Here is a 24,394-nt window from a genome sequence, read left to right as displayed (position 1 = left end):
GGCGGCTTTCCAGGAGACCGACAATTGGCGGAACATCCCTATAGCTCCCTACCCGACCATCGCTTCTGGCGCAAGGCGGTGACGCAGACGCCGCCCTTCGCGATCGACCCCATTCTCTCCACGCCTTTCAAAATCTCGCTGCGCGACAAGGTGGCGACGGCCGGGAGTTGTTTCGCGCAAGAAATAGCTCAGAAACTGAAGGCGAGCGGCTACCATTATTATCTTGCCGAGCAGCCGCCGGAGGGCATGTCCGCCGCCGAGGCGGAACGGCGCAATTATTCGATGTATTCCTGCCGCTACGGCAATCTCTACACGACGACGGCGCTGCTCCAGCTGTTCGACCGCGCCTATGGGAAGTTCCAGCCAGAGCTCGTGCATTGGGTGCGGCAGGAGGACGGCCGCATCGTCGATCCGTTCCGCCCGAGCATAGAGCCGGACGGCTACGACTCGATCGAGGACATGCTGGCCGAGCGCGAGCGGCATTTCGCCGCCGTGCGCAAAATGTTCGAGACGATGGACGTCTTCATTTTCACCTTCGGCCACACGGAGTCCTGGCGCTGCCATGATGGCGCGGTGCTGCAGCAGGCGCCGGGCGTCGCCGGCGGCGTCTGGGATCCTGCGGTTTTCGACTTCCACAATATGACCGTGTCGGAAGTGGTGCGCGACTTCCTCGCCTCGGTCGATCGCATCCGCTCGGTCAATCCGAATTCGCGCATCATTCTCAGCGTCTCGCCGGTCGGCATCATCGCCACTTACGAGAATCGCCATGTGCTCGAATCCAATTCGGCGATCAAGGCGATATTGCGCGCCGCGGCCGACGAGGTGGTGCGCGCGCGGCCCAATATCGCTTATTTCCCGTCCTACGACGTCGCGACGGCGCCGCCCAATGTCGCGCGCTTCTATCGGGACGACGTGCGGCGCATAAATTCCTTCGGCATCGGCCAGACGATGCGCCTGTTCTTCGACCATTTCACCGAGCGCGAGACGCAGACGGCCAAGATCGAGCCGCTGAAATTCGACGTGGCGGCGGAGGCGGAGAGCAATTCCCGCATCGTCTGCGACGAAGAGGCGATCGAAACCGCGTGAGGCCGTGATCTACGTTTCGCGAAACTAGAGCTTATATATCCTCTGTCGCCGTTCGAACGGAGGATTCGCCTCATGGTCACGGGCTCGCTCGCTCTCGCTGTCGCCGGCGCTTTCACGGGGGCGTCTCTCTATGTCAATTTCGTCGAGCAGCCCGCGCGGCTGAAGCTCGACGACGCTGCGCTCATGAAGGAGTGGGAGACTTCCGATCATCGCGGTTTCGCGCTGCTCGCCGGGCTCTCGCTCCTCTCCGCGCTTCTCGGCTTCGTCGATTACAAGACCTCGGACGATGTGCGCTGGCTCGCCGGCGCGGCGGCGATCATCGCCGCCTGGCCTTTCATGTTCTATGCGGTGTCGCCGCTCGACAATCGCATTCTCGCCCTGATTTCCGCCGAGGACGGCGTCGACGCGCGCAAAGCGATCGTGCTGTGGGGTGAGCTCGAGCTCGCGCTTACCGCGCTCGGCGCATTGGCGACGGCGCTTTTCGTCTTTGCGAATGGCTGATGTGATTTTCCGGCCGAGTCGTTCCGCTTTGTTTCTCCCGGCCGAAGATTCGACACGATGCTCGTCGATCCTCCGTCTTCACAGCAGAAGGAGGATCGATATGACGCGCTCTTTCGCCCGCGAATTTCTGGCGCCTTCCGCCGGGGCGCTGCTCGCCGCCGCAATGGCCGCGAGCCCTGCGACAGGCGCCTCGTCCCATGATCTGCGCCATGATCCGCGCGGCGTCTGGCTGCGGCCGGAAGGCGGCGTGCAGTTCAGCTTCTATGATTGCGAGAACGGCAAGCTCTGCGCCAAGGTCGTAGCGGCGCAGAGCGCCGAGGACCGCTCCGCGATCGGCGCGGTGATCCTGCGCGGCGCCCGGCAGACGGGACCCAATGAATGGTCGGGCCGGCTGTTCAATGTCGACGACGGCAAGACCTATGATGGCTTCATCACTGTCGAGAGCGCGACGCGATTGACGCTGAAAGGGTGCCTCTGGGGCATGTTGTGCAGCGACGAGACATGGACGCGCGTCTCCGCGCCGCCGGCGGCGCACGCAATGGTCGACGATCTGCGATAGGTCTTCGATTCATCGGCGGATCGATTTGATCTCGAAGCGCGCCGGCAGCGCGCCTCTGTCGACGAGAAGATGCGCGGCGACGGAGAGGCGTCGGCGTCGCATCCAACACGAAATAGAAATAAATCTCGTAGTTCGGCGTCCAGCTCGGCTTGAAGAAGGGGCGTGTAATTGGGAGATTTTTAGCGAATGGCTTGAGCGGCGGCGCTTTCGGAGGCGGCGCGGGCGACCTCGGCCGCGAGCGGGCCGATGAGGACGAAGGCGAAGCCCGCCGCGCGCCATTCCACCGCGGCGAGGCCGGGCGCCGTCTTGGGTGGGGCTGCCGGAAGACGCTCGCCGCCGGCGCGCTCGAAATAGAGCGCGGCCGGTCCGCTGGCGGCGGAACGGTAGATCAGCAGGCCGGCGGGCGCGAGCACGCCCGGCACGAGCCGTCCGCCGACGAGCTCGAGCCCGGCGGCGGAAAGATCGGGCAGACGGGCGAAGCCGACGCGCTCGCCGAGCCATGTCGAAAGCTCGGCCTTGCGATCCGCGCCGATCTCCACCGGGCGCGTATCCTGCGCATAGGTTTGATAGGCGAGCTGGGCGTGGGCGAGGAGGCCGGGCGGCTCGATGACGACGCGCTGCGGGGCGGCGGGCGGCGAGGCCGGGCCGGTGAAGGCGAGCAGCGCCGCTCCCGCCACCACCGCGCCGGCGAGCAGCGTCACCAGCGACATGACGATGGCGGGCCGGCGCGGCGGCCTGCGGCTGGTGTCCGAACGCCGCATGGCCCGCAGCGAGGCGCCTTTGCTAGGGCTGAAGCGCGCCCAATTGACGCCGGAGCCGAAGCTGCGCGTCAGGCTCGTGACCGAGGCCGTGCGCAATCCCGAGGGCAGCGGCTCCTTCACCGTCTGGGCGAAGGCTGCGCGCAACGCCGCATTCTGCCGGCGCCAGCCCTCCACCAGCGCGGCGTCCTCGGCGTGATTGTGAAGATGGTCCTCTATGCGCCGGCGATTTTCGGCGTCGAGCTCGCCATCGACGAAACCATGCAGATCGGATTCGTCGACATGCTCCCCGGGGCTCATCGTCGGCTCGTTATTTCACGACGCGCAAATGCGGCCCGGATCGCCGGCCGGCGTCGGCGCCCGGCGACGGATGGCGATCCAGCGCCGTCAGCGCCGAGCGCGCGCGCATCAGCCGCATGAGCGCCACGGGCCGATCGGTGCGGGCGATGCGCGCCACTTCTTCGTAGGTGAAGCCCTCGAGCGCCACGAGCAGAAGCGTCTCCCGCTCCTCGAAGGGGAGATCGGCGAGTCGATGCATGATCGCGGGCTGGCGCAGCGACGGCCGATGCGGGGCGGTGGACCGCAGCCGCCGTTGCGCGGCATGGGTCAAGGATGCGTAGAGATCGACGCGAATGTCGAGAACGGCCCCCGGAGCATCGTGCCGCGCCTCGTCCGCCGTGGTCTGCAGCGCGGTCTGCACGAGCTCGTCGGCGAGGTCATTGGCCGCGCCGCAGAGCAGCGCGCGGGCATAGCGGCGCAGGCCCGGCGTGAGCCTCTCCAGAGTCTCCTCGAAATCCTCCGCCTGTCCCATCGCTCGGCCCGTTTCGCGCGGCCCACGACGCCTCGTCTGCGCGGCGCTGGTTCGGTTTGCTGGACACAGATATTATGCCAGTCCGGCGTGATTGACTATCTCCGCGCCCTGAGATTTATGTGTTTTTGTAAGGGGCCGGGGGACGCTTCCGGTGGGTCGGCCCGCGCCGATGTCCCGAGCCCGTGTCCCGAGCCCATAGTCCCAAGCCCGCGCGCATCTCGCGTAGCCCTCCAACGGCGTTGCCGACAGGCGGCGGAACACCCCGCCTCTCGATCGCAGATTTATGGAAACTTTGCTCCCATGTCGCAACCGGAACCGACGTCGAACGGCAATATTTTCAGCGGCGTTCTCGCCGGCAAGCGCGGCCTCGTGCTCGGCGTCGCCAATAATAAATCGATCGCCTGGGGCATAGCCAAGGCCGCGGCCGACGCCGGCGCCGAGCTCGCCCTCACCTATCAGGTCGAGGCGTTGGAGAAGCGCGTGCGTCCGCTCGCGGCGGAGATCGGCGCGACCGTCGTCGGCCGCTGCGACGTCTCCGAGCCGGAGACGATCGACGCCGTCTTCGCCGAGGTCGAGAAGCTGTGGGGCAGAATCGATTTCGTCGTCCATTGTCTCGCCTTCTCGGACAAGGATCAGCTCGACGGCCGCTATGTCGACACGACGGCGGAGAATTTCACGCAGTCGCTGATGATCTCCTGCTTTTCCTTCACGGCCGTCGCGCAGCGCGCCGAGAAGCTGATGAAAGACGGCGGCTCGCTGCTCACCCTCACCTATTACGGCGCCGAGAAATGGATGCCGCACTACAATGTGATGGGCGTCGCCAAGGCCGCGCTGGAGGCCTCGGTGCGCTATCTCGCCGCCGATCTCGGCGAGAAGAACATTCGCGTCAACGCCATCTCCGCCGGGCCGATCAAGACTCTGGCGGCCTCCGGCATCGGCGACTTCCGCTATATTCTGCGCTGGAACGAATATAACGCCCCGCTGCGCCGCGTGGTGACGATCGAGGAAGTGGGCGAGACGGCGGTCTATCTGCTCTCGCCCATGGCGCGCGGCGTCACCGGCGAGGTGCTGCATGTCGACGCCGGCTATCATGTCGTCGGCATGATGAATCCGGGCGCCGCGCCGAAAATGGCCTCGCTGCTGGCCCTGCTGCCGCAGCATACGACCGAGGCGAAATAGTCTTCATTCGGCGACGGCCGTCATTCCCCCGATGCGCGCGACATCGCACGATCGGGAAATGCGCAGGCTACGAGCGAATGCCCCGAGCCGCGCTGCTTGATAGCGTATCTCATTTGAGATACGCTATTCGATGAATAGGGGGTAAGCACATGGCCGCGCGCTCTTCCATGTTGCATGTCCGAGTGGACGACGAAACCAAGGAGAAGGCGACGGCTGCGCTCGACGCCATTGGCCTGTCCGTCTCCGAGGCCGTGCGGCTATTCTTGCGTCGAGTCGTGGCGGACCAAGCCTTCCCGCTGGAGCTCAAGGCGCCGAACGCGGAAACGCGTTCGGCCATGGCGGAGGCCGAAGAAATCGCCCGGACTCGCCACGGCCGCTTCGCAACCGCCGGCGAATTGTTTGCCGACCTTGAAAAAGCCCGCGGCGAGTAAGAGAGCGCAGCTGCCTCGTGCGGCAGATTACGCAAAGTCTTTCCTGAAAGATTGGGAACGACTGTCGCGCTCCGGTCGGTTCGATATGAACCGACTCAAAGAGGCCATGTTGCTGCTCATCGCCAACAGCGCCCCACTCGGACCGGAGTGGCGCGACCATCCGTTGAAAGGCGAGTGGAAGGGCTACCGAGAATGCCATATCGGCGGCGATTTCCTGCTGGCCTACAAGGTAGACGACAGCGACGAGGCGGGCCTCATCGTCTTTATTCGCGCCGGCGCTCATGCCGACCTTTTCGACGAGTAGCCGGCGTGTCCATCGATGGTTCATAACGCGGCGTCGCAAACGCTCATTAATGCATACTCGGACCGCGAGCTTTCAGGCTCGCATCGCTCCTTCAGCGGAACTTCACCGTGAGATCCGTGCCGACGGCGCTGGTCTCCGAGCTCGGCCCCTGATCGGAAATAATCATCGAGCCGCCGAGCCATAGGCGATCGGCGATTTTCTGGCGCACCTCGTCGGAGAGCTCGATGCGATCCAGAGCGTCGGCGGCGCTGGAGGCCGCGCCGAGTGGAGCGGCGCTGCGCTGCTCTTCCACTATGCCCTTTTTCTTATGCGAGGCGCGCGCCTCGGCGATGCGCGGCGGCATGGAGAGAACCGACCATTTCAGCGCGCCGTCGCCGCCGGCCGCGGTGGCGATATAAAGATGCGAGCCGAGCGGGCGCTCCGGCTCGCGGACAGTCGCCGGCGCCTCGAAGATCGGCGTCAGCCCTTGGCGCACATAGATGCGCTGATTCTTCTTGCTCACCAGAATGGAGATCGGCGCGGTCCGCAATTGCGCGTCCTTCTCCGCCTTGGCGGCGGCGGCGGCGGCTTCGGCCGCCTCGCGCGAGCGGCGGACGGCCTCGACATGTTCCGCGTCGCTGGAGTTGTAGGCGGTCCTGGCGGCCTCGAGCCGCGTCCTGGCCTCGGCGAGGGTGGCGTCCGCCTTGGCCCTGGCCGCTTCGGCGGGGCTGGCGCCGTCGCTGGCGGACAGCTCCGGCTTGGCGGTCGCCACTTCCTGCCGCTTGGCGGCGACGCTGTCGGCGGCCTTGGCGGCGGCTTCGGCCTTGGCGCGGGCTGTGGCTTCGGCGGCTTCGGCGGCTTTCAGCTCCGCCGAGGCGCGCACGGCCTCCAGTCGCTTGGCGTTCAGCGCGGCGGAGGCTTCGGTCGCGGCCTTGGCGGCGGCGGCCGCCTCCGCCGCGGATTTCACTCTCAGCTGCTCGGCGTAGCGGCGCGGATCAATCAGCGCAGCGGCGCCGCCGTCGGCGAAGCCGTCGCGCAGCCCGGCGTCGGCGAGCGCCGCGGCCGAGGCTTCCGTCGCCGAGCGCATTTTGGGCGTCGGCAGCGCCGGATGCGCGATTTCCGCCGGTGAAAGATCATAAGGAGCGATGACGACGCGCTCGCCGATGCGGGTCATGCCCCACAGCTTCTGCGCGAAGGCGCCCGGCAGGCGAATGCAGCCATGTGAGGCCGGGTGGCCGGTCACATGGCCCGTATGCATGGCGACGCCGGACCAGGTGATGCGCTGCATGAAGGGCATGGGCGCGCCGGCGTAGAGATTGGAGCGGTGGAAACGCTCGCGCCCGAGAATGGTGAACATGCCTTCCGGCGTCGGATGGCCGGGCACGCCGGTGGAAATGACCGAGCGGTCGACGAGGCCATTGTGATTATAGATCGAAATATGCTGCCCGCCGAGCGACACGACCGCGAACAGCGGCCGCGCGAGGCTCACGGTCTCGGCGGCCGGCTTGGCTTCGGCGGATTTCGCGCGCTTGCCGCGCTTGCGCGGCGCCGGGGCCTCGGCGTCGGAATTGGCGGAATAGCCGATAGCGGCTGCGGGTCTCGCCTCGAGGGCGAGGACAGTGGCGGCGACGCTCGCGGCGCAGACCGCGGAAAAAGCGCGAGCGCAGACCCTGCGGCTGCGGGCGACAGCTGCGACTTCCGACATGACGCGAAAACTCCTGACACACACGAACTCATTGCTCGAGCAAATAACGCTCTGTCTCGAAGTGGACAGAGCCTCGCCCTCGCCTGCATTGCTCTTATTGGTTAACGATCGGCTGAAATCTATGCGCCCGCGCACTTTACGAAGAATTGCGGGGAATTTTCCTTTTCGCCGCCATAATGTCTCGAGGCCGTTCGCCGCTTTCCCCCGCCGCGCGCTCGGGCGCGCGAGGCGCGCGCCTTATCTGTCGCCGCAGACGGATCGGAGAGAAAAATGGCGGCGACCAAATTTCGAAATGCGCTGGGGCGGCTCGCGACGCTGCCGCTCGTTCTCGCTCTCTCGCTCGCGCCGGCTCGCGCCTGCACCAGCTTTCTGCTGAGAGCCGCGGATGGCTCGGCGGTCTATGGGCGGACGCTGGAATTCGGCTTTCCGCTCGAATCGGAGGCGATCGTCATTCCGCGCCATCACGCCGCGCGGGCGAGCGGGCCGGAGGGCAAGCAGACCTGGGGCTGGAAGTCCCGTTATGCGATCGCCGGGCTCAACGCCTTCGGCTTGCCGGTCGTCGTCGACGGGATGAACGAAAAGGGCCTCGCCGGCGGCATACTCTATTTTCCGGGCTTCGCCTCCTACGCCGACTCGAAGACCGCCGACCCCGGCCACGCGCTCGCCCCTTGGGATTTCCTCACCTGGGCGCTGGGCAATTTCGCCAGCGTCGCGGAGCTGCGCGAGGCGCTGGACACGATCGCCATCGTCGATGTCGTCCAGCCGACGCTCGGCATCGTCCCGCCTTTCCACTACACGCTGCACGACGCCGGCGGCGCCTCGCTGGTGGTCGAGCCGAGCGGCGGAAAGCTGAAAATCTATGAGAATCCGCTCGGCGTCGTCACCAACGCCCCGTCCTTCGACTGGCATCTCACCAATCTGCGCAATTATGTGAAGCTCTCGCCGGTCGATGCGCCGTCGCTGAAGATCGGCGACGAGAGCTTCGCCCCGCTCGGCGCCGGCTCCGGCCTGCTGGGCGTTCCGGGCGATCCGACGCCGCCGTCCCGATTCGTCCGCGCGGTGGGGCTCGTCCTCTCCGCCGAACCGCAGAAGGACGCCGCCGGCGAAGTGCGCCTCGCCGAGCACATCCTCAATAATTTCGACATTCCGATGGGGCTGGTGCGCGTGTCGCCCAAGGAGACGTCGCGCTTCGAATATACGCAATGGTCGTCGATCGCCGATCTCTCGGGGCGCGTCTATTATGTGAAGAGCTATGACAATCAGGCGCTGCGCAGCATAGATCTGACCAAATTGGAGCTCGAAGGGCGCAGCGTGCGGGCGGCCCCTCTGCGGCCCTCGCTGCGGGCGGCTCCGGTGGAATTCCCCAAGCGGTGACGCCTCCGGCCGGGCGCGGACGAAGGCCGGCCGGCTGCCCTTTTCTCGAAATCCCGCTCGCGGCGTCGAGAACGCCTTGTCATGGGGGAGGCTTTTTGTTAGACGGGCCGCCTGCCGGCGCTTTGGTTTCGACCAAGGAGCCCCGGCGCGGTCGTGGCGGAATTGGTAGACGCGCTAGCTTGAGGTGCTAGTTGGGCAACCAGTGGAGGTTCGAGTCCTCTCGACCGCACCAAGCCTCTCGTTGCGGAGGCTTCTCATCGTTCGGCTTTCGACGCGAGGCTCCGGCCGCGCATCGCTCTGGACCGAGCGAGAGCCCCCTTTTTCCAGAAAAAGACCGGCGCGCCATGGCGACGGGATAGACATGTCCGCGCGCTGCCGGAGCAGCGCCTGCGGCGCCGTTCGGCCGAAAGCGGCCTCGAAAAATCCGGTTGGGATCGAAAAATGTCGGGTCGCGCATTCGGTTTGGACAGATTGCTGAAAATTTTCGACCGCAAGACGCAGACATTCGATCGTTATGTCGACGCGCTCCCGACGCATCAGAACGCCATAGACGCCATTCCGGGGTGGAGCACCGCTTTCCCCGAGGCTTTCGGCGTGACGGCGGGAATCGTGCCGACCTATTACGACCAGCGGATTTTCTGGGCGATCGACTGTTTCGGCGCGCTCGAGGGGCGCGAGGTGCTGGAGCTCGGCCCGCTCGAGGCCGGCCATACTTATATGCTGGAGAATGCGGGCGCGCAGGTGGACGCCGTGGAGGCCAATCAGCTCGCCTTCATGCGCTGTCTCGTCGCCAAGGAGATTTTGGGCCTGCGGAAGGCGCGCTTCTGGCTCGGCGATTTCGTCAAATGGCTCGAGCAGACCGACAAGAGCTATGATCTCATCGTCGCCTCCGGCGTGCTCTATCATCAGCACGATCCGCTGCGGCTGCTGGAGCTGATCGCGCAGCGCGCCTCGGCGGTCTTCATCTGGACGCATGTCGTCTCGGAGGCGATGCCGGTCTCCGATCCGCGCCGCAGCGTGATGGCCGATGTCCCCGAGGAACATTCCTTTCACGGCGTCGTCGTGCGGGCCTATCCGCGAAGCTATGTGAAGACGCAGTCCAATCCGGCCTTTTGCGGCGGGATGCGCGACGATCATCGCTGGCTCGACAAGGACGATCTCATCGCCGCGCTGCGGGCGCTCGGCTTCGACGATATTCGCACCAACCACGACGAACCCGACCATGTCTACGGCCCGGCCGTCTCGATCTTCGCGCGCAGGTCATAGTATGAGGCGAGCGGATCGGCGAGGCGGGATGGCGAGATGAGAGTGCTGCTGCTCGGCGGGTCCAACGCCGGCGTCTATTTCGGCTGGGCCGCCCAATTGCAGGGCCTCATGCCGGCACATGAGATCGTCAACCGCTTTCTCGGCGCCGTCGGCTCGCTCTATGGGCTCTCGCGTCTTCAGGACGCGGAGCGCCGCGGCGAGCCCGCGCCCGATCTCGTCGTTTTCGAATATGCGCTCAACGACATGATCCTGCTGGATGCGGGCTTCGTCACCACGGCGCTGATTCACGATGCGCTCGCCGGCGTCGCGCAGTTTTGCGCGCTGCGCGGCGTGCCGCTGCTGTTCTTGTGCCTGCATCCGCGCCCGAGCGGACGCGCGCGCGTCGCGTCCAATGTTCGGCGCGTGGAGCGCATCTATCAGCGCGTCGCCGAGGCCCATGGCATGGCGCGCTGCCCGACGCTGGAGACGATCCTCGGGCGCGTGCGTCCCGAGGATTTCGTCGATCCGCATCATCTGACCGCCGAGGCGTCGCTGCGCTGCGCGAAAGTCGTGGCCGACGCCGTCTCCGGCGGCCGCATTCGCGTTCCACGCGCCGGCCGCCTTCATCCGCCCTCCATCGATTACGTCCCGGCGAGCGCGGCCGAGTCCTCGGGCCGCTGCCGCCGCATCGAGATCGCATCGACGGTTTTCTCCGGGAGCTTTCTCGAGCTCGCCCGGCCCGGGGCGAGCCGCTGGCCCGGTCGCGGCCGGCTCGCCGGGCTGCTGCTGCGCTCGACGCAGGACAGCGGCGTCTATCGCGTCGCGGCCGGCGGGCGGGCCTATGCGCGGACCGCGCAATCGGACATGCGCGAAATCGTGCCCAATCTCATTCTTCTCCATTACTCCCGCCGGCGTCCCTGGGCCGAAAGCGATCTCGAGGTCGCCATGCCCGACGACGAGAGCGCCCTCGCGGCTCTGCCCCATGAACCGACGCTGCTGCCGGCGGAGCCGGGCGCGCCCTTCGGCGATCAGACGCTCCAGATCGCCGGAGCCGTTTTCTGGCGTCCGTCCTTCTGGCGGCGCTGGCTGGCTTTTCTCTTGCTCCGTCTGAGTTTTACAAAGCAAAGCTCCAGATAGGCCAGGTATTTCCGTCCTTCTCGGCCAAGCCGCGACCACAATTGGGCGGCAGTGTCCGCCGCGCCGATGCGACGAACCAGAGAGAGGCGCCGCCATTCATGTCCGACGAGACGAGTGACCATACTGTCGATCTGAGCGACCCTTCCGAATATGAGGATATCGTCTCTCAGCGCGCTATCGCCTTCTGCCACCTCGCCAAAGTCGCCGATTCCGTCCGCGACGAGCAGGTCAAGGAGCAGTGCCTCATCATGTTGCGCAAGCTCAACGCCAGCATTAGGGCGCCTTCCACCGCCGAAGTGCGGGCGATCGACGGCGGCCAGTTCTGAACGCCTCAGCGCTTCAGGCGGGACGCGATCGCCTGCTGCGCCTCGGCGAGGCGCGCCTCCAACGCCCGCAGCCGCGGGGGCTCGGCAATGGCGGATTCATAGTCTTCCGCCGCATCGCCGAGCGGGAAGGCGCCGATGGCGCGCGACGCGCCTTTGAGCGTATGGGCGAGATCGAGCCGAGCCTTGTCGGAGGCGGCGGCGGCGAGCTTGCCGCTGAATTCGGCGGCCTGGGTCGCGAACAGCGCCAGCAACTCGGCTTCGAGCTCGACGTCGCCCATGGTCTGGCGGGAAAGATGCGCCCAGTCGATCGCCGCTCTCGAATTCTTCGGGCCGGCGCCATCCGTCATTCTACGTCTCCGATCGGTCTCTGCGGGAAAAGCCATGCTTTTCCTGTGGATTGCGCCGCGCCCGCGCGACGGGCCGCGGCGAATGCGCTCGTCGGGTCCGATGGGGCGTCGTATTCTCATACGAATCAATTCAATGTAAACATTGCTTCGGTTTTCCGGCCAGGCTCCAGATCGCCGGTTGTGCTCCGCTCCAGGCTGGAGCCGAAGCATCTTCCTCCAATCGCGTTAACGACGATTTCGTTTGGCCGCCGGCGCCCGTTTCATTTGCGGGCCGACGGCGGTAATATTTGGTTAATCTTTTCTGCTCGATGTGAACGGCAAAGTAAGGTGAGCGGCGTCATAAAGCGGAACCATGACCGCTCGGAGAGGTGACGATGGCGAAATCGGGCAAGCCCCAGGACGCGGCTATCGCTGCGCTGTCGGCGGTCGAAGAGGCGTTGAATCTGGGCTTGGAGTCCAGCGCCGAGGCCGTGACGGAGGCGGGCGAGAAAGCCGCGTCGCAGGCCGACAAGGGCGCCGAGCCCGCGGACAAGGGCGTGGCGAAGGGCAAGGGCCAGAGCCAGGGCGAAGGCAAGACCGCGCCCGGCTTCAACTTCAGCCTGCCGTCGCGCCGCCAGGACGGGCGCGAGGCGGCGTCTCGCCCGGCGGAAGGCGCCGCGCCGGCGGCCGCTCGCGGCTCGGCCAAGCCTCCGGTCGCCCCGGCCGGCGCGCCGGCCAATGACGATCGCCAGACGATCGGCGAGCTGCGCGCCGCGCTGCAGGTCCGTCCCAACACCGCCATTCTGGGCTATACTTTCCTCTCCATCGCCGCCTGGGCGGCGCTGTGGACTCTCTTCGTCTATTTCAATCAGGGCGAGATTCTCGATCGCGAGAACGGCTCCTTCCTCGCGCCCAAGCCGGTGCTGACGCTGCTGGCGCTTCTCGCGCCGATCGTATTCATCTTCGTGACCGGCGTGATGGCGCGCCGCGCCCATGAGATGAAGCAGGTCGCCAATTCCATGGCCGAGGTGGCGATCAGGCTGATCGAGCCGGAGACCATCGCCACCGAGCAGATGGTGACGCTCTCGCAGGCGATCCGCCGCGAAGCCGCCTCCATGGGCGACGGGATAGAGCGCGCGCTGGCGCGGGCCAGCGAGCTCGAGATCATCGTACGCACCGAGGTGTCCAATCTCGAGCGCTCCTATTCAGAGAACGAGCGCCGCATTCGCGTGCTCATCGACGAGTTGACCCGCGAGCGCGAGGCGATTCTCGTCAACGCCGACAACGCCCGCACGGCCTTGCTCGGCGCGCGCGAATCGCTGTCGGCGGAGCTGCAATCGACCTCCTCCCATCTCGCCGAGACGGTGAGCGAGGCCGGCGGCCGCGTGACCGCCGCGCTCGGCTCCAAGGGCGAGGAGATTCGTCTGGCGCTGGAGCATGTCGGCGACGGCTTCAATTCCACGCTGTCGACGCACGGCGAGGATATGGTTCTGCGTCTCTCCACCGCCGGGGAGACGATCGCCGCCAGCCTCAATCTGGCCTCCGAGGAGGTCACGCGGCGCTTCTCCGACGGCATAGCCGAGGCCGACCGCAAGCTCCAGGAGCGCGGCGAGGCGCTGGCGAGCGATTTCGAGAGCCGCGGCGCCTTCGTCGTCGAGCGGCTCGACTCCATCGGCGGCCATCTCGTGCAGGCGGTGGGCGAGCGCGGCGAGAGCTTCGTCGATCGTCTCGCCGAGACGAGCGGGCGCGTCGACGAGGCGATCGAGACGCATGGCGGCGCGATCGAGCGTTCGCTGCTCGCCGCCTCCGAAAATCTCGCCGCCCAGCTCGCCGACAAAGTGGCGGCGACGGAGACGGCGTTCAAGACAGCCGGCGACCGCCTCGCCGAATTGCTGGAGGAAACGCGCGAGCGCGCCAGCGGCGAGCTCGCGGCGCATGGGGCCTGCCTCAACGAGCGTTTCGCGCAGTCTCTGGCCGACAGCGCCGGCGCTTTCACCGAGCAGGCCGAGGCTTTGCACGAGCGTTTCGCCGCCGTGGCCGGAGAGGCGATCGCCGCCATCGCTTCGCATGGCGACCGCGTCACCGAGACTTTGGCCGATCGTCTCGGCGCCTTCGAGGAGAATGTCGTCGTCCAGGGCGGCGAGATCGCGACGCGCCTCGCCGAGCAGAGCGAGCGCATCGGCGCGGCGCTGACGCAGGGCGTCACGGAATTCGAGCAGAGCGTGGCGCTGCGCAGCGCCGAAGCAACGGCGCGTCTCGCCGAAGAAGGCGCGCGTCTCGGCCAGACGGTGGCGGAAGGCCTCGCCGTCTTCGAGGAGCGCGTCGCGGGCCAAAGCGAGGACGCCGTCTCGCGGCTCGCCGCCCATGGCGAGGCGATCGGCGCCGCAGTGGCGGAGGGCCTCGCGGCTTTCGAGGAGCGGGTCATCGGCCACAGCGAGGAAGCGGCGACGCGTCTTTCCACCCGGGGCGAGGAGATCGGCACGGCGGTCGCCGCCGGCCTCGCCGCTTTCGAGGAGCGCGTGGCGGGTCGCAGCGAGGAAGCGGCCGAGCGTCTTTCGACGCGGGGCGAGACCATCGGCGCCGCCGTCGCGGCGGGCCTCGCGGCCTTCGAGGAGCGCGTCACCGGCCACAGCGAGGACGTGGCGGCGCGGCTCGTTCTCCATGGCGACGCCGTCGGCGCCGCAGTGGCGGAAGGCCTCGCCGCTTTCGAGGAGCGCGTCGTCGGCCATAGCGAGGATGTCGCCAATCGTCTGGCGTCGCATGGCGATACGATCGGCGCCGCCGTCACCGAAGGTCTTGCGGCCTTCGAGGAGCGCGTCGCCGGCCAGAGCGAGGATGTCGCGGCGCGGCTCGCGGCACATGCGGACGCCATAGGGACGGCCGTCACCGAGGGGCTCGCCGCTTTCGAGGAGCGCATTTCCGGCCAGAGCCTCTCGGCCGCCGAACGTCTCATCGAGGAAGGCGCGCGCATCGGCCTTTCGGTCTCGGAGGGGGTCGCGGCTTTCGAGGCGCGGGTCATCGGCCACAGCGAGGCGGTCGCCGATCGTCTCGTCGGCCATGGCGACGGCATCGTCGCGGCGGTGACGGAAGGTCTCGCGGCTTTCGAGGCGCGAGTCGTCGGCCAGAGCGCCGAAGCGACGGAACGTCTCGCCGCCCATGCGGAGGCGATCGGCTCGACCCTCTCCGAGAGCCTCGCCGTTTTCGAAGAGCGCGTCCTCGGCCAGAGCGAGCAGGCGGCCGAGCGCATCGTCGTCCAGGGCGAGGCGATCGGAGCCGCCGTCGCCGAAGGTCTCGCGGCCTTCGAGGCGCATATCGCCGGCCAGGGCGAGGATATCGCACAGCGTCTCGTCGCTCACGGCGATTCGATCGGCGGCATCGTCACCGAAGGGCTCGCCAAATTCGAGACGCGCGTGCTCGGCCAGAGCGAGGAGGCCGCGGCGCGGCTCACCGCTCACGGCGAGGCGATCGGCCTCGCCGTGGCGGAAGGCATCGCCGCATTCGAGGATCGGCTCTCGCAGCAGCACGAGGCGACTCTCTCCACGCTCGAGGAGCAGAGCGAGCGCGCCACGGCGGCCGTCGCCGGCGGGCTCGAGGCTTTTCGCGAGGCGGTCGTCCAGCAGAGCGAGGAGACCGCGACGCGCTTCCTCGATCAGGGCGAGAAGATCGGCCATGCCGTCGCCGAAGGGCTCGCCGCTTTCGAGGAGCGCATCGCCGGCCGCAGCGACGAGACCGTCTCCCGGCTGGTCGAGCGCGGCGACGAGATCGGCGCCTTTCTCTCCCAGGGCCTCGCCGCCTTCGAGGAGACGGTGGTGCGCCATGGCGACGAGGTCGCCGCCCGCGTCGCCGAAAATTCGGATCGCATCGCCACTGTCCTCTCCGAGCGGCTCACCGCTTTCGAGGACCAGGTCGTGCGGCAGAGCGGCGACGTCGTCGCCCGCGTCACCGAGCAGGCGGAATGGGTCGACGGCGTGCTGGTCGGACGGCTGGACGCGCTGGAGGAGGCGACCGCGCAGGTTTCGCGCACGCTGGACGAGACGCGGAGCCGCGCCGAGGCGGCCTTCGCCGATGGCGGCGCCGCGCTCGAGGCCGGCCTCGCCCAGGGCGTCGCCGATGTGGCGACGACGCTCGCCGAGCAATCGGCCGCGCTGCAGGAGCGTTTTGCCGCCACGGCCAGCGAGGCGGCTCTCGCCATCGCCACACAGGGCGAGCGCATAGAGGAAGCGCTGACCGCGCGCATCGCTGCTTTCGAGGCGATGGCGATCGATCAGGGCGGCGCGCTGGCTGCGGCTCTCGCGGCCGGCGGCGAAGGGCTCTCGCGCGATGTGGCCGAGCGCCTCGTCGCGCTCGACGAGACCTTGCGCGGCCATTCCGAGCGGCTGGCGGAGCAGATCGGCGAGCATTCGCAGCTTCTGGCGGCGGAGCTCGCCGAGCGTCTCACAGCGGTCGATTCCACCATCGTCAACGAAGGCGCGGCGCTGGTGGCGGCCATCGCCGCCAATGGCGAGGGCTTCACCCGCGACGTCGGCGAGCAATTGGCCGCCTTCGACGAGGCGCTGCGCAATCGCGGCGGCGAGCTCAGCGCGCAGATCGGCGAGCATTCGCAGCTTCTGGCGGCGGAGCTCACCGAGCGTCTCACCGCGGTCGATTCCGCCATCGTCAACGAGGGCGCGGCGCTGGTGGCGGCGATCGCCGCCAATGGCGAGGGCTTCACTCGCGACGTCGGCGAGCAATTGGCCGCTTTCGACGAGGCGCTGCGCAATCGCGGCAATCTGCTGGCCGAGCAGATCGGCGAGCATTCCGATCAGCTCGCGGCGGCGCTGGCCGAGCGGTTGTCGGCGGTGGACACCACCATCATCGATCAAGGCGGCGCGCTGGTCGCGGCGCTGGCGGCCAGCGGCGACGGCGTCGCCCGCGGTGTGGAGGAACAGCTCGCGGCCTTCGACGAGCGGCTGCGCCATCAGGGCGGCGAGCTCGCCGCGCAGATCGGCGAGCGCTCGCAGCAGCTCGCCTCGGCGCTGGCCGAAGGGCTTTCGGCGGTGGACACCACCATCGTCGATCGCGGCGGCGCGCTGGTCGCGGCGCTGGCGGCGAGCGGCGACGGCGTCACGCGCGGGGTGGAGGAGCAGCTCGCGGCCTTCGACGAGCGCCTGCGCCATCAGGGCGGCCAGATCGCGGCGCAGATCGGCGAGCATTCGCAGCAGCTCGCGGCGGCTCTGTCGGAGCGGCTGGCGGCGATCGACGCCGCCATCGTGCAGGAAGGCGGCGCGCTGGCCGATCGGCTGGCGGAACGCGCCGAAGAGATCGCGGCGCGCATCGGCGATCAGTCGCAGCGACTGTCGGAGGATGTCGGCCAGCGGCTCGCGGCCATAGACAAGACGATTTCCGGCGACGGCACGGCGCTGGTCGAATTGCTCGGCGCCCGCGCCGAGGAGATCGCCGCGGTCATGTCGTCGAAGATCGAGAGCTTCGAGACCGTCTCCAACTCCCGCACGCGGCAGGCCGCGGACCGCATAGACGCGCTGGTCGGGCGCGTCGATTCCGGCCTCGACTCGGCTGGCAAGGCCTTTCAGGAAACGCTCGCCCGTCACGCCGTCGAGGTGGCGCGCGCCATGGGCGAGGGCGGCCGCGAGGTCATTCGCTCGCTCGACGAGAAGGTCAAGGACATCGACGCGGTGCTGCTCGCCCGCTCGACCCAGCTCACCGAGACGCTCTCCTCCAAGGCGGAAGAGATCAATTCCACGCTCGGCGGCCGCGCGGAAGAAATCGCCGGCACGCTGGACGGACGCATCGGCGTCTTCGAGAACAATGTCGTCGGCCGTCTGGACGCGGTCTCCGGCGAGATCGGCGAGCGCAGCCGCGTCGTCGTCGAGACGATCAACGCCCGCATCGAGGAGATCAACGCGACCCTCGCCTCGGCGCGGCGCGATCTCGACACCACTCTGCACGCCCGCACCGGCGATCTCGGCCAGGCGCTGACCGAGCGCGTCGGCGAGATCAGCTCGACGCTGGAGCAGCGCCTCACGCAGATCCAGACGACGCTCGGCGATCGCGGCGGCGAGGTGACGCGCGAATTGGCCAATGTCGGCGAGCTGGTCGCCCATGCGATCGAGAGCCGCGGCTCCGCCATCGTGCAGCATCTCGGCGAGAAGCGCGACGAGCTGGCGGCGGCGATCGACCAATCGGCGGAAGAGCTGAAGAAAGCTCTCGCCGACGGCGCCGGGGGTTCGGTGCGCGCGCTGCTCGACATCAATGAGAAGCTGCGCGCCGAGCTGCCCGAAGTGCTCGACCGGCTCGGCGAGACCAATTCCTCGCTGCAGACGATCATCTCGACGGCCGGCGGCAATCTCGCCAATCTCGACAGGGAGCTCGGCGGTAAGCTGCGCGAATTCCAGGGCGCGATCGAGACGGTCGGACAGCATATCGCGCAGATCGGCGAAGTGTCGGGCGGCGTCATGCGCGACGCCGGCTCGGTCGTCGGCGCGATGGAGACGCATCAGCAGAGCCTGACGCAGAGCGCCGAGCGGCTGGCGCAGAGCCAGTCCGAGCTCGACGCCGCGCTCGACGCGCGCCGCCTCTCGCTGGAAAATCTCGTGCTGCTGGTCGAGGACAAGCGCCGGGATTTCGAGGAGGCGGTCGCCAATTTCTCAGGCCTCGTCGAGCAGAATTTCCGGCGGGTCGAGGAGCGTGCGCGCGATGTCGGCGGCTTCATCACGCAATCGACGCAGGAGACGGCCGATCTCGTCGACGAGCGCTTTTCCGCCGTGCGCGACGCCGCCTCTCGGGAACGCGAGGAGACCACCGCGGCGCTGCGCTCGGCCTATGAGCAGGCCAATGACGAGCTGGCCGATATCTTCGGCCGGGCGACGGAGAAATTCGCCGCCGCCGCCAATGAGATCCGCGGCATGTCCGCGCAGATTCAGAGCGAGCTGGAGCAGACCCGCGCCGAGCTGCGACGCGGCGCACAGGAATTGCCGCGCGAGACGGCCGAGCAGGCCGCCGCGCTGCGCCGCGTCGTCGGCGAGCAGGTCAAGGCGCTCAACGAGCTGACCGACATCGTCGCGCGCTCGGGCCGCGCCTATGACATCGCCGAGCCGGCTCCGGCGCCCGCCGCTCCGGCGCGGCGCGGCTTCGAAGCGCCGGCTCCGGCCGCCGTCGCGCCGGTTCCGCCTGCGCCCCCGGCTGCGCCGGTCGTGGCTCCCGCCCCGCGGGCGCCCGAGCCGAGCTGGGCCAGCCGCGCCCCGCGCGAGGAGGCGCCGCGCAGCGCGAGGGCCATTCAGCCCGCGCCGTCGCCCGCTCCCGCGGCGCGGCCCGCGGCCTCCGCCACGGAGGACGGCTGGCTCTCCGATCTCTTGGCGCGCGCCTCGCGCGACGAAGCGCCCGCGCCGCGCGTGAACGCCGCCCCCGGGAGAGCCAAAGCCTCCGGCGCGCTGGACAATCTGACGCTCGATATCGCCCGCATGGTCGATCACGCCGCGGTGGGCGAATTCTGGGACCGTTTCCAGCGCGGCGAAAAAGGCCTGTTCACCCGCCGGCTCTACACGGCGCAAGGGCAGCAGACCTATGAGGAAATCCGCCGCCGCTATCGCGTCGACGCGGATTTCCACGCCACCGTCGATCATTACGTACAGGAGTTCGAGCGGCTCGTCGCCGAGACCAGCCGCAATGATCGCGACGGCGCGCTGACGCGCGGCTATCTCACCTCCGACGCCGGCAAGGTCTACACCATGCTCGGCCATGCGGCGGGTCGTTTCGAGTAGCGAATCTTCGCCGCCGGCGCCCAAGAGTTAGGCGCCGGCGATATTTCGTCCTATCGCGGATCTCGTGTCTCGTCGGTCGGCGCGACGCGCGGCCGGCGTAAACGCGCCATTTCTTGTTCCATTTCGACAAAATTTGTCGTCTTCCAGACCGACTATGTGACATTTTCGCCACTCTCGTCACAGAAAACGCGTCGATTCTCCCGATTTGCTCGAGGCGTAGGCAATTGCTTCCCTGTTCCGCTTGAGTGCCTAAGGGCTTTGTCGCAACAATCGCAACCGAGGATGATTCCAGTATCGGGGAGCCTAAGACAATGAAATCAATTCTACTCGCCGGCGTGGCAGCCTTCGCGCTCGCAGCGCCCGCCTTTGCCGCCGAGCCCGCCAAGCCGGAGGCGAAGCCTCTGATCGCCCTGCCCGAGCCCAATGTCGATTTTCTCGGGGCCGGTTTCGACTACGCCTATGGCGCGAAATTCATGTCGGACTATATCGTCCGCGGCATTTCCAATAGCGCTCACCGCCCCGCGGGCAGCGTCTATGGCGAATTGCGTTATGGCTGGTTCTACACGGGCCTCGCCGCCACCAATGTGACGCTGGCCACCAGCCCGCTGGCCGAGGTCGACATCTCCGCCGGCATTCGTCCGACCTGGGGTCCGCTGACGCTGGACTTCGGCGCCATCTATTACGCCTATCCGAGCAACCATCAGCAGTGGTTCATCGGCGGCGCGATTCCGGTGACGACCTTCAAGAATTCCTACACCGCTCTGCCCACCACGGCTTTCGATCCGAGCTATATCGAGATCTACTTCAAGCCGAGCTGGGCGCTGAACGACTATCTGACGCTCGGCGGTCAGCTGGCCTATGCTCCGAATTGGAACCGCTATAACGCGCATTCGCTCTATTCGGAGATCAATGCGAAGGTCACTCCCTTCGCCAATACCGATTATTCGGGCCTGTCGATCTCCGGCGCCTTCGGCCATTACTATCTCGGTATGTCCGACGCGAGCTATGGCGGCAGCTATATCGACCCCGACTACGCCTTCCTGTCGACTGGCATTCTCGGCACCAAGGGCTTCAAATTCGCCAGCTACAACACCTGGAACGTCGGCGCTTCCTATAATTGGAACGTGGTGACGCTCGACCTGCGCTACTATGACTCGAACCTCACCCGCGCGGGCTGCTTCCTCAATACCTCCGACCCGTCGGGCAATATGATGGCTTCGCTGAACACTCTCACCGGCCAGAGCTCGTCGAGCTGGTGCGGCTCGCGCTTCGTCGCGTCGCTGTCGGTCGATTTCAGCTCGGCCACCTTCAAGTAAGACTGCGCCGACGCCTTGCAACGAAACGGACCCGCTACCCGCGGGTCCGTTTTTTTTTGCGTTGGCGGCGCCGCAGCCTCGAAGAGTCGGGTAAGGTTGGGGCCGATCGCGTCTCACTGCGCCGATATTTCGACGTCGCGATCCTGCGTCGAGGTCACTTTGAAAGTGGTCTGAAAGGTTTTGCCTTCGCGGCGCGCGATGGCGACATATTCGCCCTCCGCCAGCGCCAGCGACGGAAACGCGCCGATCAATTCGCGAATGACGTCGCCGCCCGGCGTCAGCACCGAGAAAAAAGTGTTGGCGAGCGCCTCGCCGCCCGGCGTCTTGACCAGCTTCAAGGTCATTGTCGCGGCGCGGTGACGCAGCGTGGCCTCTATGACCTTGCCGGCCGGCACGCGCAGATCGGCGGTGACGACGGAATTGGTCGTATTATTGTCGCCCTGCGATCCTTGGCTCACATCGAGCAGCGTCGAGACGATGTGATAGGCGCCCTCGGGCAGAGAGATGATCTCGCCCGAACGGGCGTTGGCGAGCACCAGCTTCGCCTCCGAATTTCCCCGCTCCGGGACATAGATGGAAATGGCGAGCCGCTGCGCCGGAAGCTGCGTGTCGCCCAGAAGGTCGATGAGCTTCAGCCCGCCGGCGTTGAGCGTCAGCCGCTCGCTGACATTGCGGCCGTCGATCACGATGCGGCGCGTCGCCCCGGCGAGGCCGAAAGCGGCGTGAACGATATAGGCGCCATCCGGCAATTGCCCGGAATAATTCGCCTCGCGCGATTCCGCGACGAGCTTGCGGGCGCCGTCCGGCTGCGACGAATCTTCGAAAATGCGCCAGACGACGCCGCTGCGAATCGCAAAGGAATCGTTTTGCGTCAGCACGGCCGAGAGGCGCAGCGTCGCGCCGGCGGCGGGCTTTTCCTCCTCGGTCGGCGCGGGCGCCGGCGCGGGGACGCCCGGCTTGACGGAGCGGCCCTTCTGCTGGGCGGGCGGGGCCAGGGTCTGCGCCGCCGCGCCGCCGGCGAGGAGCATTGCGAGAGTGACGAGGATTGGTGACTTCATGCGCCGCATCTGAGGGGCGGGCGCGAGCGCCCGATTTCGACGTTCATTGTGACGCCCGCCGTCCGCCCTGTCACTCCTCCCGGTGGTCGAGCAGGGTGGAGGCGGCGGAGCCGAGATTGGCGAGCGAAAACGGCCGAAATAGGAATTCCACCTTATGGCGGCCCTTGGCCATCGGCACGCCGCGGAACAGAATATTGGCCTTGACGATCGGCGCCGGCGCGCCGTCCACGCGCGCCTCCCAGCCGGGATAATAGAGATCATGGAGGACGAGCAGCCCATCCTGCTCCGATTCGACATCGATCAGAATGCGGTCGTTCTCATAGGAGACGATCGTCGCTCGTCCGTCCGGCGCGCCGGCCGCGATTGCGCCGGCGAGGGCGGGATCGAGTCGCGGCAGATCGGCCAGATCGACCAGCGCCTCGCGGGCGCCGTCGAAATCGGGGATGTCGTCCTCGGCGATGGCCGCGTCGGAATCGACGCCGGCCACATGCGTGGCCAAATAGGCGCGCGGCGCGGCGCGGCCGAGCTTGTAGACATAGATCTGGTCGGAGACGAAGATCGGCGAGGCGCTGGGGCGCGGCATATGCCGCGGCATACGCGCGAGCGGGCGGCCGAGCACCAGATAATCGAGGCCGAGCAGCCGCGCGAGCTTGCATTTATAGCCGCGGAACGTGCCCGGATAATGCCGCAGATTGGGGTCGACGGCGTTGTCGCCCGGCCCGACGGCGCGCTCATAATCGGCGATGCGCAGCGGATTATAGCCGAGCGTGTCCTCGAGGCCGAGAATCATAGAGGCGTTCTGCCAGCCGCCGGGCAGGCCCAGAATTTCGATGCGCGGACGCTCGCCCTTGGCGGCGCGCTCGGAAATGTCTTTGCGCAGCGCGGCGATGGCTCCGCGCTCGGCGGCCGAGGCGTCGTCGAGAATGGAATAGCGCGTCGCCGGCTCTGCGTTCAGCGGATCGGCGGCGTTGCGCCACAGCAGTTCGCCCCCGGTGGCGGCGACGAGCAGAAACGCGACGAGGCCGCGCCTCGCGAATCTGTCGCCGAGAACGAGAGCCGCGGCCACCGCGCCGGCGACGAGGAGAGATGCGGCCACGGCGACGAGCGACTCCGCGCCATGGCCATGGGCGAAGGAGAAGGCCAGCCCGCCGAGGATCAGCGCGAGGGCGGCGCCGACGGCCGCCGCAGAAAGCCCATGGGCGAGTGCGCGCGGCATTTTCTGAAACGGGCGCGGCGCGCCGTGAGCGACATAGCGATGCAGCAGATAGGCGGCGCTGAGCGCGAAGCCGGCGTTGAGCACGAAGGCCGCGTCGGCCGGCCGGCGATAGAGCGACACGCCGGGAAAGAAATCATAAATGGCGGAAAACACGGGCGTCCAGCGGCCGAGCGTATAGATCAGCGCGGCGGCGAGCATGTAATGGAAAAAGCGCATCTCCTCGGCGAAGATACGCCCGCCGGCGAGCCCGTGCCAGAAGCCCAGAACGACGGGCGCGGCGCCGATGAAGAGATAGTCGATGGCGCGATCGGTCCAGTCCGGCGCGGCCATGGTGTCATAGCCCGGGCCCCAATAATCATAGCTCTTGTTCAGCGAGCCGAAGATGTCGGGCGCGAGCAGAGTGGCGAGATTGACGGGCGCCAGCGAGCCCGCCGCAGCGACGCCGAAGGCGATGCCCGGCCGGTTGGAGGCCGCGAGAAATTGCAGAGTCAGCAGCACAGGAACGGCGAGGATCGCGCCGCCCGTCGCGCCAGCGGCCAGCAGCGCCGGCCAGCGGCCGAGCAGATAATCCAGCGGCCGGGAGGAGACGGCCGCCGCATGGAGCAGTCGAGCGATCAGCACGAGGCAGAAGAGAAAGGCGACCTGATCGCGACCGAGCGCCATCAGGCTGGCGAGAATTCCGAAGCCGACGCCATAGAGCAGGCGCGGCTTCTCCAGCATGATCTCCAGCGTCAGCAGGGCGAGCGGGAAGAAGCTGTAGGAGATGATCATTCCCGTATGCTGGAGCCGCGAGGCCGCGACCCCGCCCAGCATGAAGATCATCCCCGCCAGAACGGCGGCCGTGGGGACGAAGCCGCGCCGCGCGCAGAGCGCCAATATTCCGGCGCCGCCCATCAGGAGATGCGCCAGCACGAAGACATCGAACTCCTGCATCGTCGCAGCCGGACGCAGCAGCGCGAAGAGGAAGAAGGTCGGCGCGAAAATCAGCGATTGCGGATCGGCGACAGAGGGATGTCCAGCGAAATGATAGGGATTCCAGAGCGGCACGTCGCCCCGGCGCAGCGCCTCGCCGAGAAAGCGGAACATGGGATAGAAATGGTTTTTCGAATCCCAGGGCACCACCGCGCCGCTCGCCAGCCACAGGCCCGCCGCCAGAGCGATGAACAGCATGAGGCCGGCGAGGGCGGCGAAGGCGTCGCGGCGCGCCCATATATGGGCGTGGAGGGCGTCCGGTCCGGCGAGCGCCCGGCGCGTTTCGCTGAGCGCGAGCGGGGAGTCCTCGGCGCCCGATAGGCCGAGCGGGCGGTCGCTGATCGACATGTTCGA

Annotated in this window: 18 protein-coding genes and 1 tRNA gene; 13 read left to right on the top strand and 6 right to left on the bottom strand. The window is 67.3% G+C overall.

Annotation, left to right across the window (positions count from 1 at the left end):
* Positions 1-24: 24 nt before the first annotated feature.
* The 3 genes from KP010_RS17550 to KP010_RS17540 all read left to right on the top strand — a co-directional run bounded on the left by KP010_RS17550 (position 25) and on the right by KP010_RS17540 (position 2,146).
* Entirely contained in the window at positions 25-1,086 is a 1,062-nt protein-coding gene (locus KP010_RS17550) for a GSCFA domain-containing protein (RefSeq protein WP_142862863.1), read from the top strand.
* 72 nt (positions 1,087-1,158) lie between these two features.
* Positions 1,159-1,587, top strand: coding sequence for a DUF1772 domain-containing protein (locus KP010_RS17545; RefSeq protein ID WP_142862862.1), 429 nt, complete (start codon positions 1,159-1,161; stop codon positions 1,585-1,587).
* 100 nt (positions 1,588-1,687) lie between these two features.
* Complete coding sequence (locus KP010_RS17540) at positions 1,688-2,146, top strand: DUF2147 domain-containing protein (protein ID WP_142862861.1); 459 nt, start codon at positions 1,688-1,690, stop codon at positions 2,144-2,146.
* Positions 2,147-2,325: 179 nt separating this feature from the next.
* Here KP010_RS17540 and KP010_RS17535 read toward each other — a convergent pair whose 3' ends face one another.
* Positions 2,326-3,204, bottom strand: coding sequence for an anti-sigma factor (locus KP010_RS17535; RefSeq protein ID WP_142862860.1), 879 nt, complete (start codon positions 3,202-3,204; stop codon positions 2,326-2,328).
* A 10-nt stretch (positions 3,205-3,214) separates the two neighbouring features.
* On the bottom strand, positions 3,215-3,715 hold the full coding sequence (locus KP010_RS17530) for an RNA polymerase subunit sigma-24 (protein WP_142862859.1): 501 nt from the start codon (positions 3,713-3,715) through the stop codon (positions 3,215-3,217).
* A gap of 300 nt (positions 3,716-4,015) precedes the next feature.
* On the opposite strand from KP010_RS17530, the gene fabI reads away from it, so the two are divergent.
* The 3 genes from fabI to KP010_RS22850 all read left to right on the top strand — a co-directional run bounded on the left by fabI (position 4,016) and on the right by KP010_RS22850 (position 5,629).
* Complete coding sequence (gene fabI / locus KP010_RS17525) at positions 4,016-4,894, top strand: enoyl-ACP reductase FabI (RefSeq protein WP_108915435.1); 879 nt, start codon at positions 4,016-4,018, stop codon at positions 4,892-4,894.
* 149 nt (positions 4,895-5,043) lie between these two features.
* Positions 5,044-5,325, top strand: a complete 282-nt coding sequence (locus KP010_RS22855) for a type II toxin-antitoxin system RelB/DinJ family antitoxin (RefSeq protein WP_142862858.1) — start codon at positions 5,044-5,046, stop codon at positions 5,323-5,325.
* Positions 5,294-5,629, top strand: coding sequence for a type II toxin-antitoxin system YafQ family toxin (locus KP010_RS22850; RefSeq protein WP_142862857.1), 336 nt, complete (start codon positions 5,294-5,296; stop codon positions 5,627-5,629). Before KP010_RS22855 ends, KP010_RS22850 begins: the two co-directional genes overlap by 32 nt.
* A gap of 91 nt (positions 5,630-5,720) precedes the next feature.
* Here the strand turns inward: KP010_RS22850 and KP010_RS23145 are convergent, their stop codons facing one another.
* Complete coding sequence (locus KP010_RS23145) at positions 5,721-7,313, bottom strand: L,D-transpeptidase family protein (RefSeq protein ID WP_281405373.1); 1,593 nt, start codon at positions 7,311-7,313, stop codon at positions 5,721-5,723.
* Between the two features lie 270 nt (positions 7,314-7,583).
* Here KP010_RS23145 and KP010_RS17510 point away from each other — a divergent pair, with 270 nt between their 5' ends.
* From KP010_RS17510 to KP010_RS17490, 5 genes are all read left to right on the top strand, one after another.
* The gene (locus KP010_RS17510) at positions 7,584-8,687 is read left to right on the top strand and encodes a choloylglycine hydrolase family protein (protein WP_166141332.1); all 1,104 of its coding nucleotides are present in this window, start codon (positions 7,584-7,586) and stop codon (positions 8,685-8,687) included.
* A gap of 147 nt (positions 8,688-8,834) precedes the next feature.
* Positions 8,835-8,919 (top strand) — tRNA-Leu (locus KP010_RS17505).
* A gap of 209 nt (positions 8,920-9,128) precedes the next feature.
* Positions 9,129-9,953 (top strand): bifunctional 2-polyprenyl-6-hydroxyphenol methylase/3-demethylubiquinol 3-O-methyltransferase UbiG, encoded by an 825-nt coding sequence (locus KP010_RS17500; protein WP_166141333.1) that lies wholly within the window; start codon positions 9,129-9,131, stop codon positions 9,951-9,953.
* Positions 9,954-9,989: 36 nt separating this feature from the next.
* Entirely contained in the window at positions 9,990-11,069 is a 1,080-nt protein-coding gene (locus tag KP010_RS17495) for an SGNH/GDSL hydrolase family protein (RefSeq protein WP_142862854.1), read from the top strand.
* Positions 11,070-11,167: 98 nt separating this feature from the next.
* On the top strand, positions 11,168-11,395 hold the full coding sequence (locus tag KP010_RS17490; RefSeq protein ID WP_108915616.1) for a hypothetical protein: 228 nt from the start codon (positions 11,168-11,170) through the stop codon (positions 11,393-11,395).
* A 5-nt stretch (positions 11,396-11,400) separates the two neighbouring features.
* On the opposite strand, the gene KP010_RS17485 is transcribed toward KP010_RS17490, so the two are convergent.
* Positions 11,401-11,742 (bottom strand): Hpt domain-containing protein, encoded by a 342-nt coding sequence (locus KP010_RS17485; protein WP_185966492.1) that lies wholly within the window; start codon positions 11,740-11,742, stop codon positions 11,401-11,403.
* Positions 11,743-12,116: 374 nt separating this feature from the next.
* Between KP010_RS17485 and KP010_RS17480 the strand changes: the two genes are divergently transcribed.
* Together KP010_RS17480 and KP010_RS17475 are read left to right on the top strand one after the other, a co-directional pair.
* Positions 12,117-19,478, top strand: a complete 7,362-nt coding sequence (locus KP010_RS17480) for an apolipoprotein acyltransferase (RefSeq protein ID WP_216281264.1) — start codon at positions 12,117-12,119, stop codon at positions 19,476-19,478.
* A gap of 311 nt (positions 19,479-19,789) precedes the next feature.
* Complete coding sequence (locus tag KP010_RS17475) at positions 19,790-20,794, top strand: TorF family putative porin (protein ID WP_142862823.1); 1,005 nt, start codon at positions 19,790-19,792, stop codon at positions 20,792-20,794.
* 113 nt (positions 20,795-20,907) lie between these two features.
* On the opposite strand, the gene KP010_RS17470 is transcribed toward KP010_RS17475, so the two are convergent.
* Together KP010_RS17470 and KP010_RS17465 are read right to left on the bottom strand one after the other, a co-directional pair.
* Positions 20,908-21,852 carry a hypothetical protein gene (locus KP010_RS17470; protein ID WP_142862822.1) on the bottom strand — a complete coding sequence of 315 codons (945 nt, stop codon included), beginning with the start codon at positions 21,850-21,852 and terminating at the stop codon, positions 20,908-20,910.
* A 70-nt stretch (positions 21,853-21,922) separates the two neighbouring features.
* Positions 21,923-24,388, bottom strand: coding sequence for a YfhO family protein (locus KP010_RS17465; RefSeq protein WP_142862821.1), 2,466 nt, complete (start codon positions 24,386-24,388; stop codon positions 21,923-21,925).
* Positions 24,389-24,394 lie beyond the last annotated feature (6 nt).

Source organism: Methylosinus sp. KRF6, from assembly GCF_018887255.1.
Taxonomy (GTDB): domain Bacteria; phylum Pseudomonadota; class Alphaproteobacteria; order Rhizobiales; family Beijerinckiaceae; genus Methylosinus; species Methylosinus sporium.
The sequence above is the reverse complement of the archived record's forward strand: the minus strand, read 5'-3'. Positions and strand labels throughout refer to the sequence as shown.

Coding starts and splice junctions, on each gene's coding strand:
- KP010_RS17545 (WP_142862862.1), top strand. CDS start 1,159: ATGGTCACGGGCTCGCTCGCTCTCGCTGTCGCCGGCGCTTTCACGGGG.
- KP010_RS17540 (WP_142862861.1), top strand. CDS start 1,688: ATGACGCGCTCTTTCGCCCGCGAATTTCTGGCGCCTTCCGCCGGGGCG.
- KP010_RS17535 (WP_142862860.1), bottom strand. CDS start 3,204: ATGAGCCCCGGGGAGCATGTCGACGAATCCGATCTGCATGGTTTCGTC.
- KP010_RS17530 (WP_142862859.1), bottom strand. CDS start 3,715: ATGGGACAGGCGGAGGATTTCGAGGAGACTCTGGAGAGGCTCACGCCG.
- fabI (WP_108915435.1), top strand. CDS start 4,016: ATGTCGCAACCGGAACCGACGTCGAACGGCAATATTTTCAGCGGCGTT.
- KP010_RS22855 (WP_142862858.1), top strand. CDS start 5,044: ATGGCCGCGCGCTCTTCCATGTTGCATGTCCGAGTGGACGACGAAACC.
- KP010_RS23145 (WP_281405373.1), bottom strand. CDS start 7,313: ATGTCGGAAGTCGCAGCTGTCGCCCGCAGCCGCAGGGTCTGCGCTCGC.
- KP010_RS17510 (WP_166141332.1), top strand. CDS start 7,584: ATGGCGGCGACCAAATTTCGAAATGCGCTGGGGCGGCTCGCGACGCTG.
- KP010_RS17500 (WP_166141333.1), top strand. CDS start 9,129: ATGTCGGGTCGCGCATTCGGTTTGGACAGATTGCTGAAAATTTTCGAC.
- KP010_RS17495 (WP_142862854.1), top strand. CDS start 9,990: ATGAGAGTGCTGCTGCTCGGCGGGTCCAACGCCGGCGTCTATTTCGGC.
- KP010_RS17490 (WP_108915616.1), top strand. CDS start 11,168: ATGTCCGACGAGACGAGTGACCATACTGTCGATCTGAGCGACCCTTCC.
- KP010_RS17485 (WP_185966492.1), bottom strand. CDS start 11,742: ATGACGGATGGCGCCGGCCCGAAGAATTCGAGAGCGGCGATCGACTGG.
- KP010_RS17480 (WP_216281264.1), top strand. CDS start 12,117: ATGGCGAAATCGGGCAAGCCCCAGGACGCGGCTATCGCTGCGCTGTCG.
- KP010_RS17475 (WP_142862823.1), top strand. CDS start 19,790: ATGAAATCAATTCTACTCGCCGGCGTGGCAGCCTTCGCGCTCGCAGCG.
- KP010_RS17470 (WP_142862822.1), bottom strand. CDS start 21,852: ATGAAGTCACCAATCCTCGTCACTCTCGCAATGCTCCTCGCCGGCGGC.
- KP010_RS17465 (WP_142862821.1), bottom strand. CDS start 24,388: ATGTCGATCAGCGACCGCCCGCTCGGCCTATCGGGCGCCGAGGACTCC.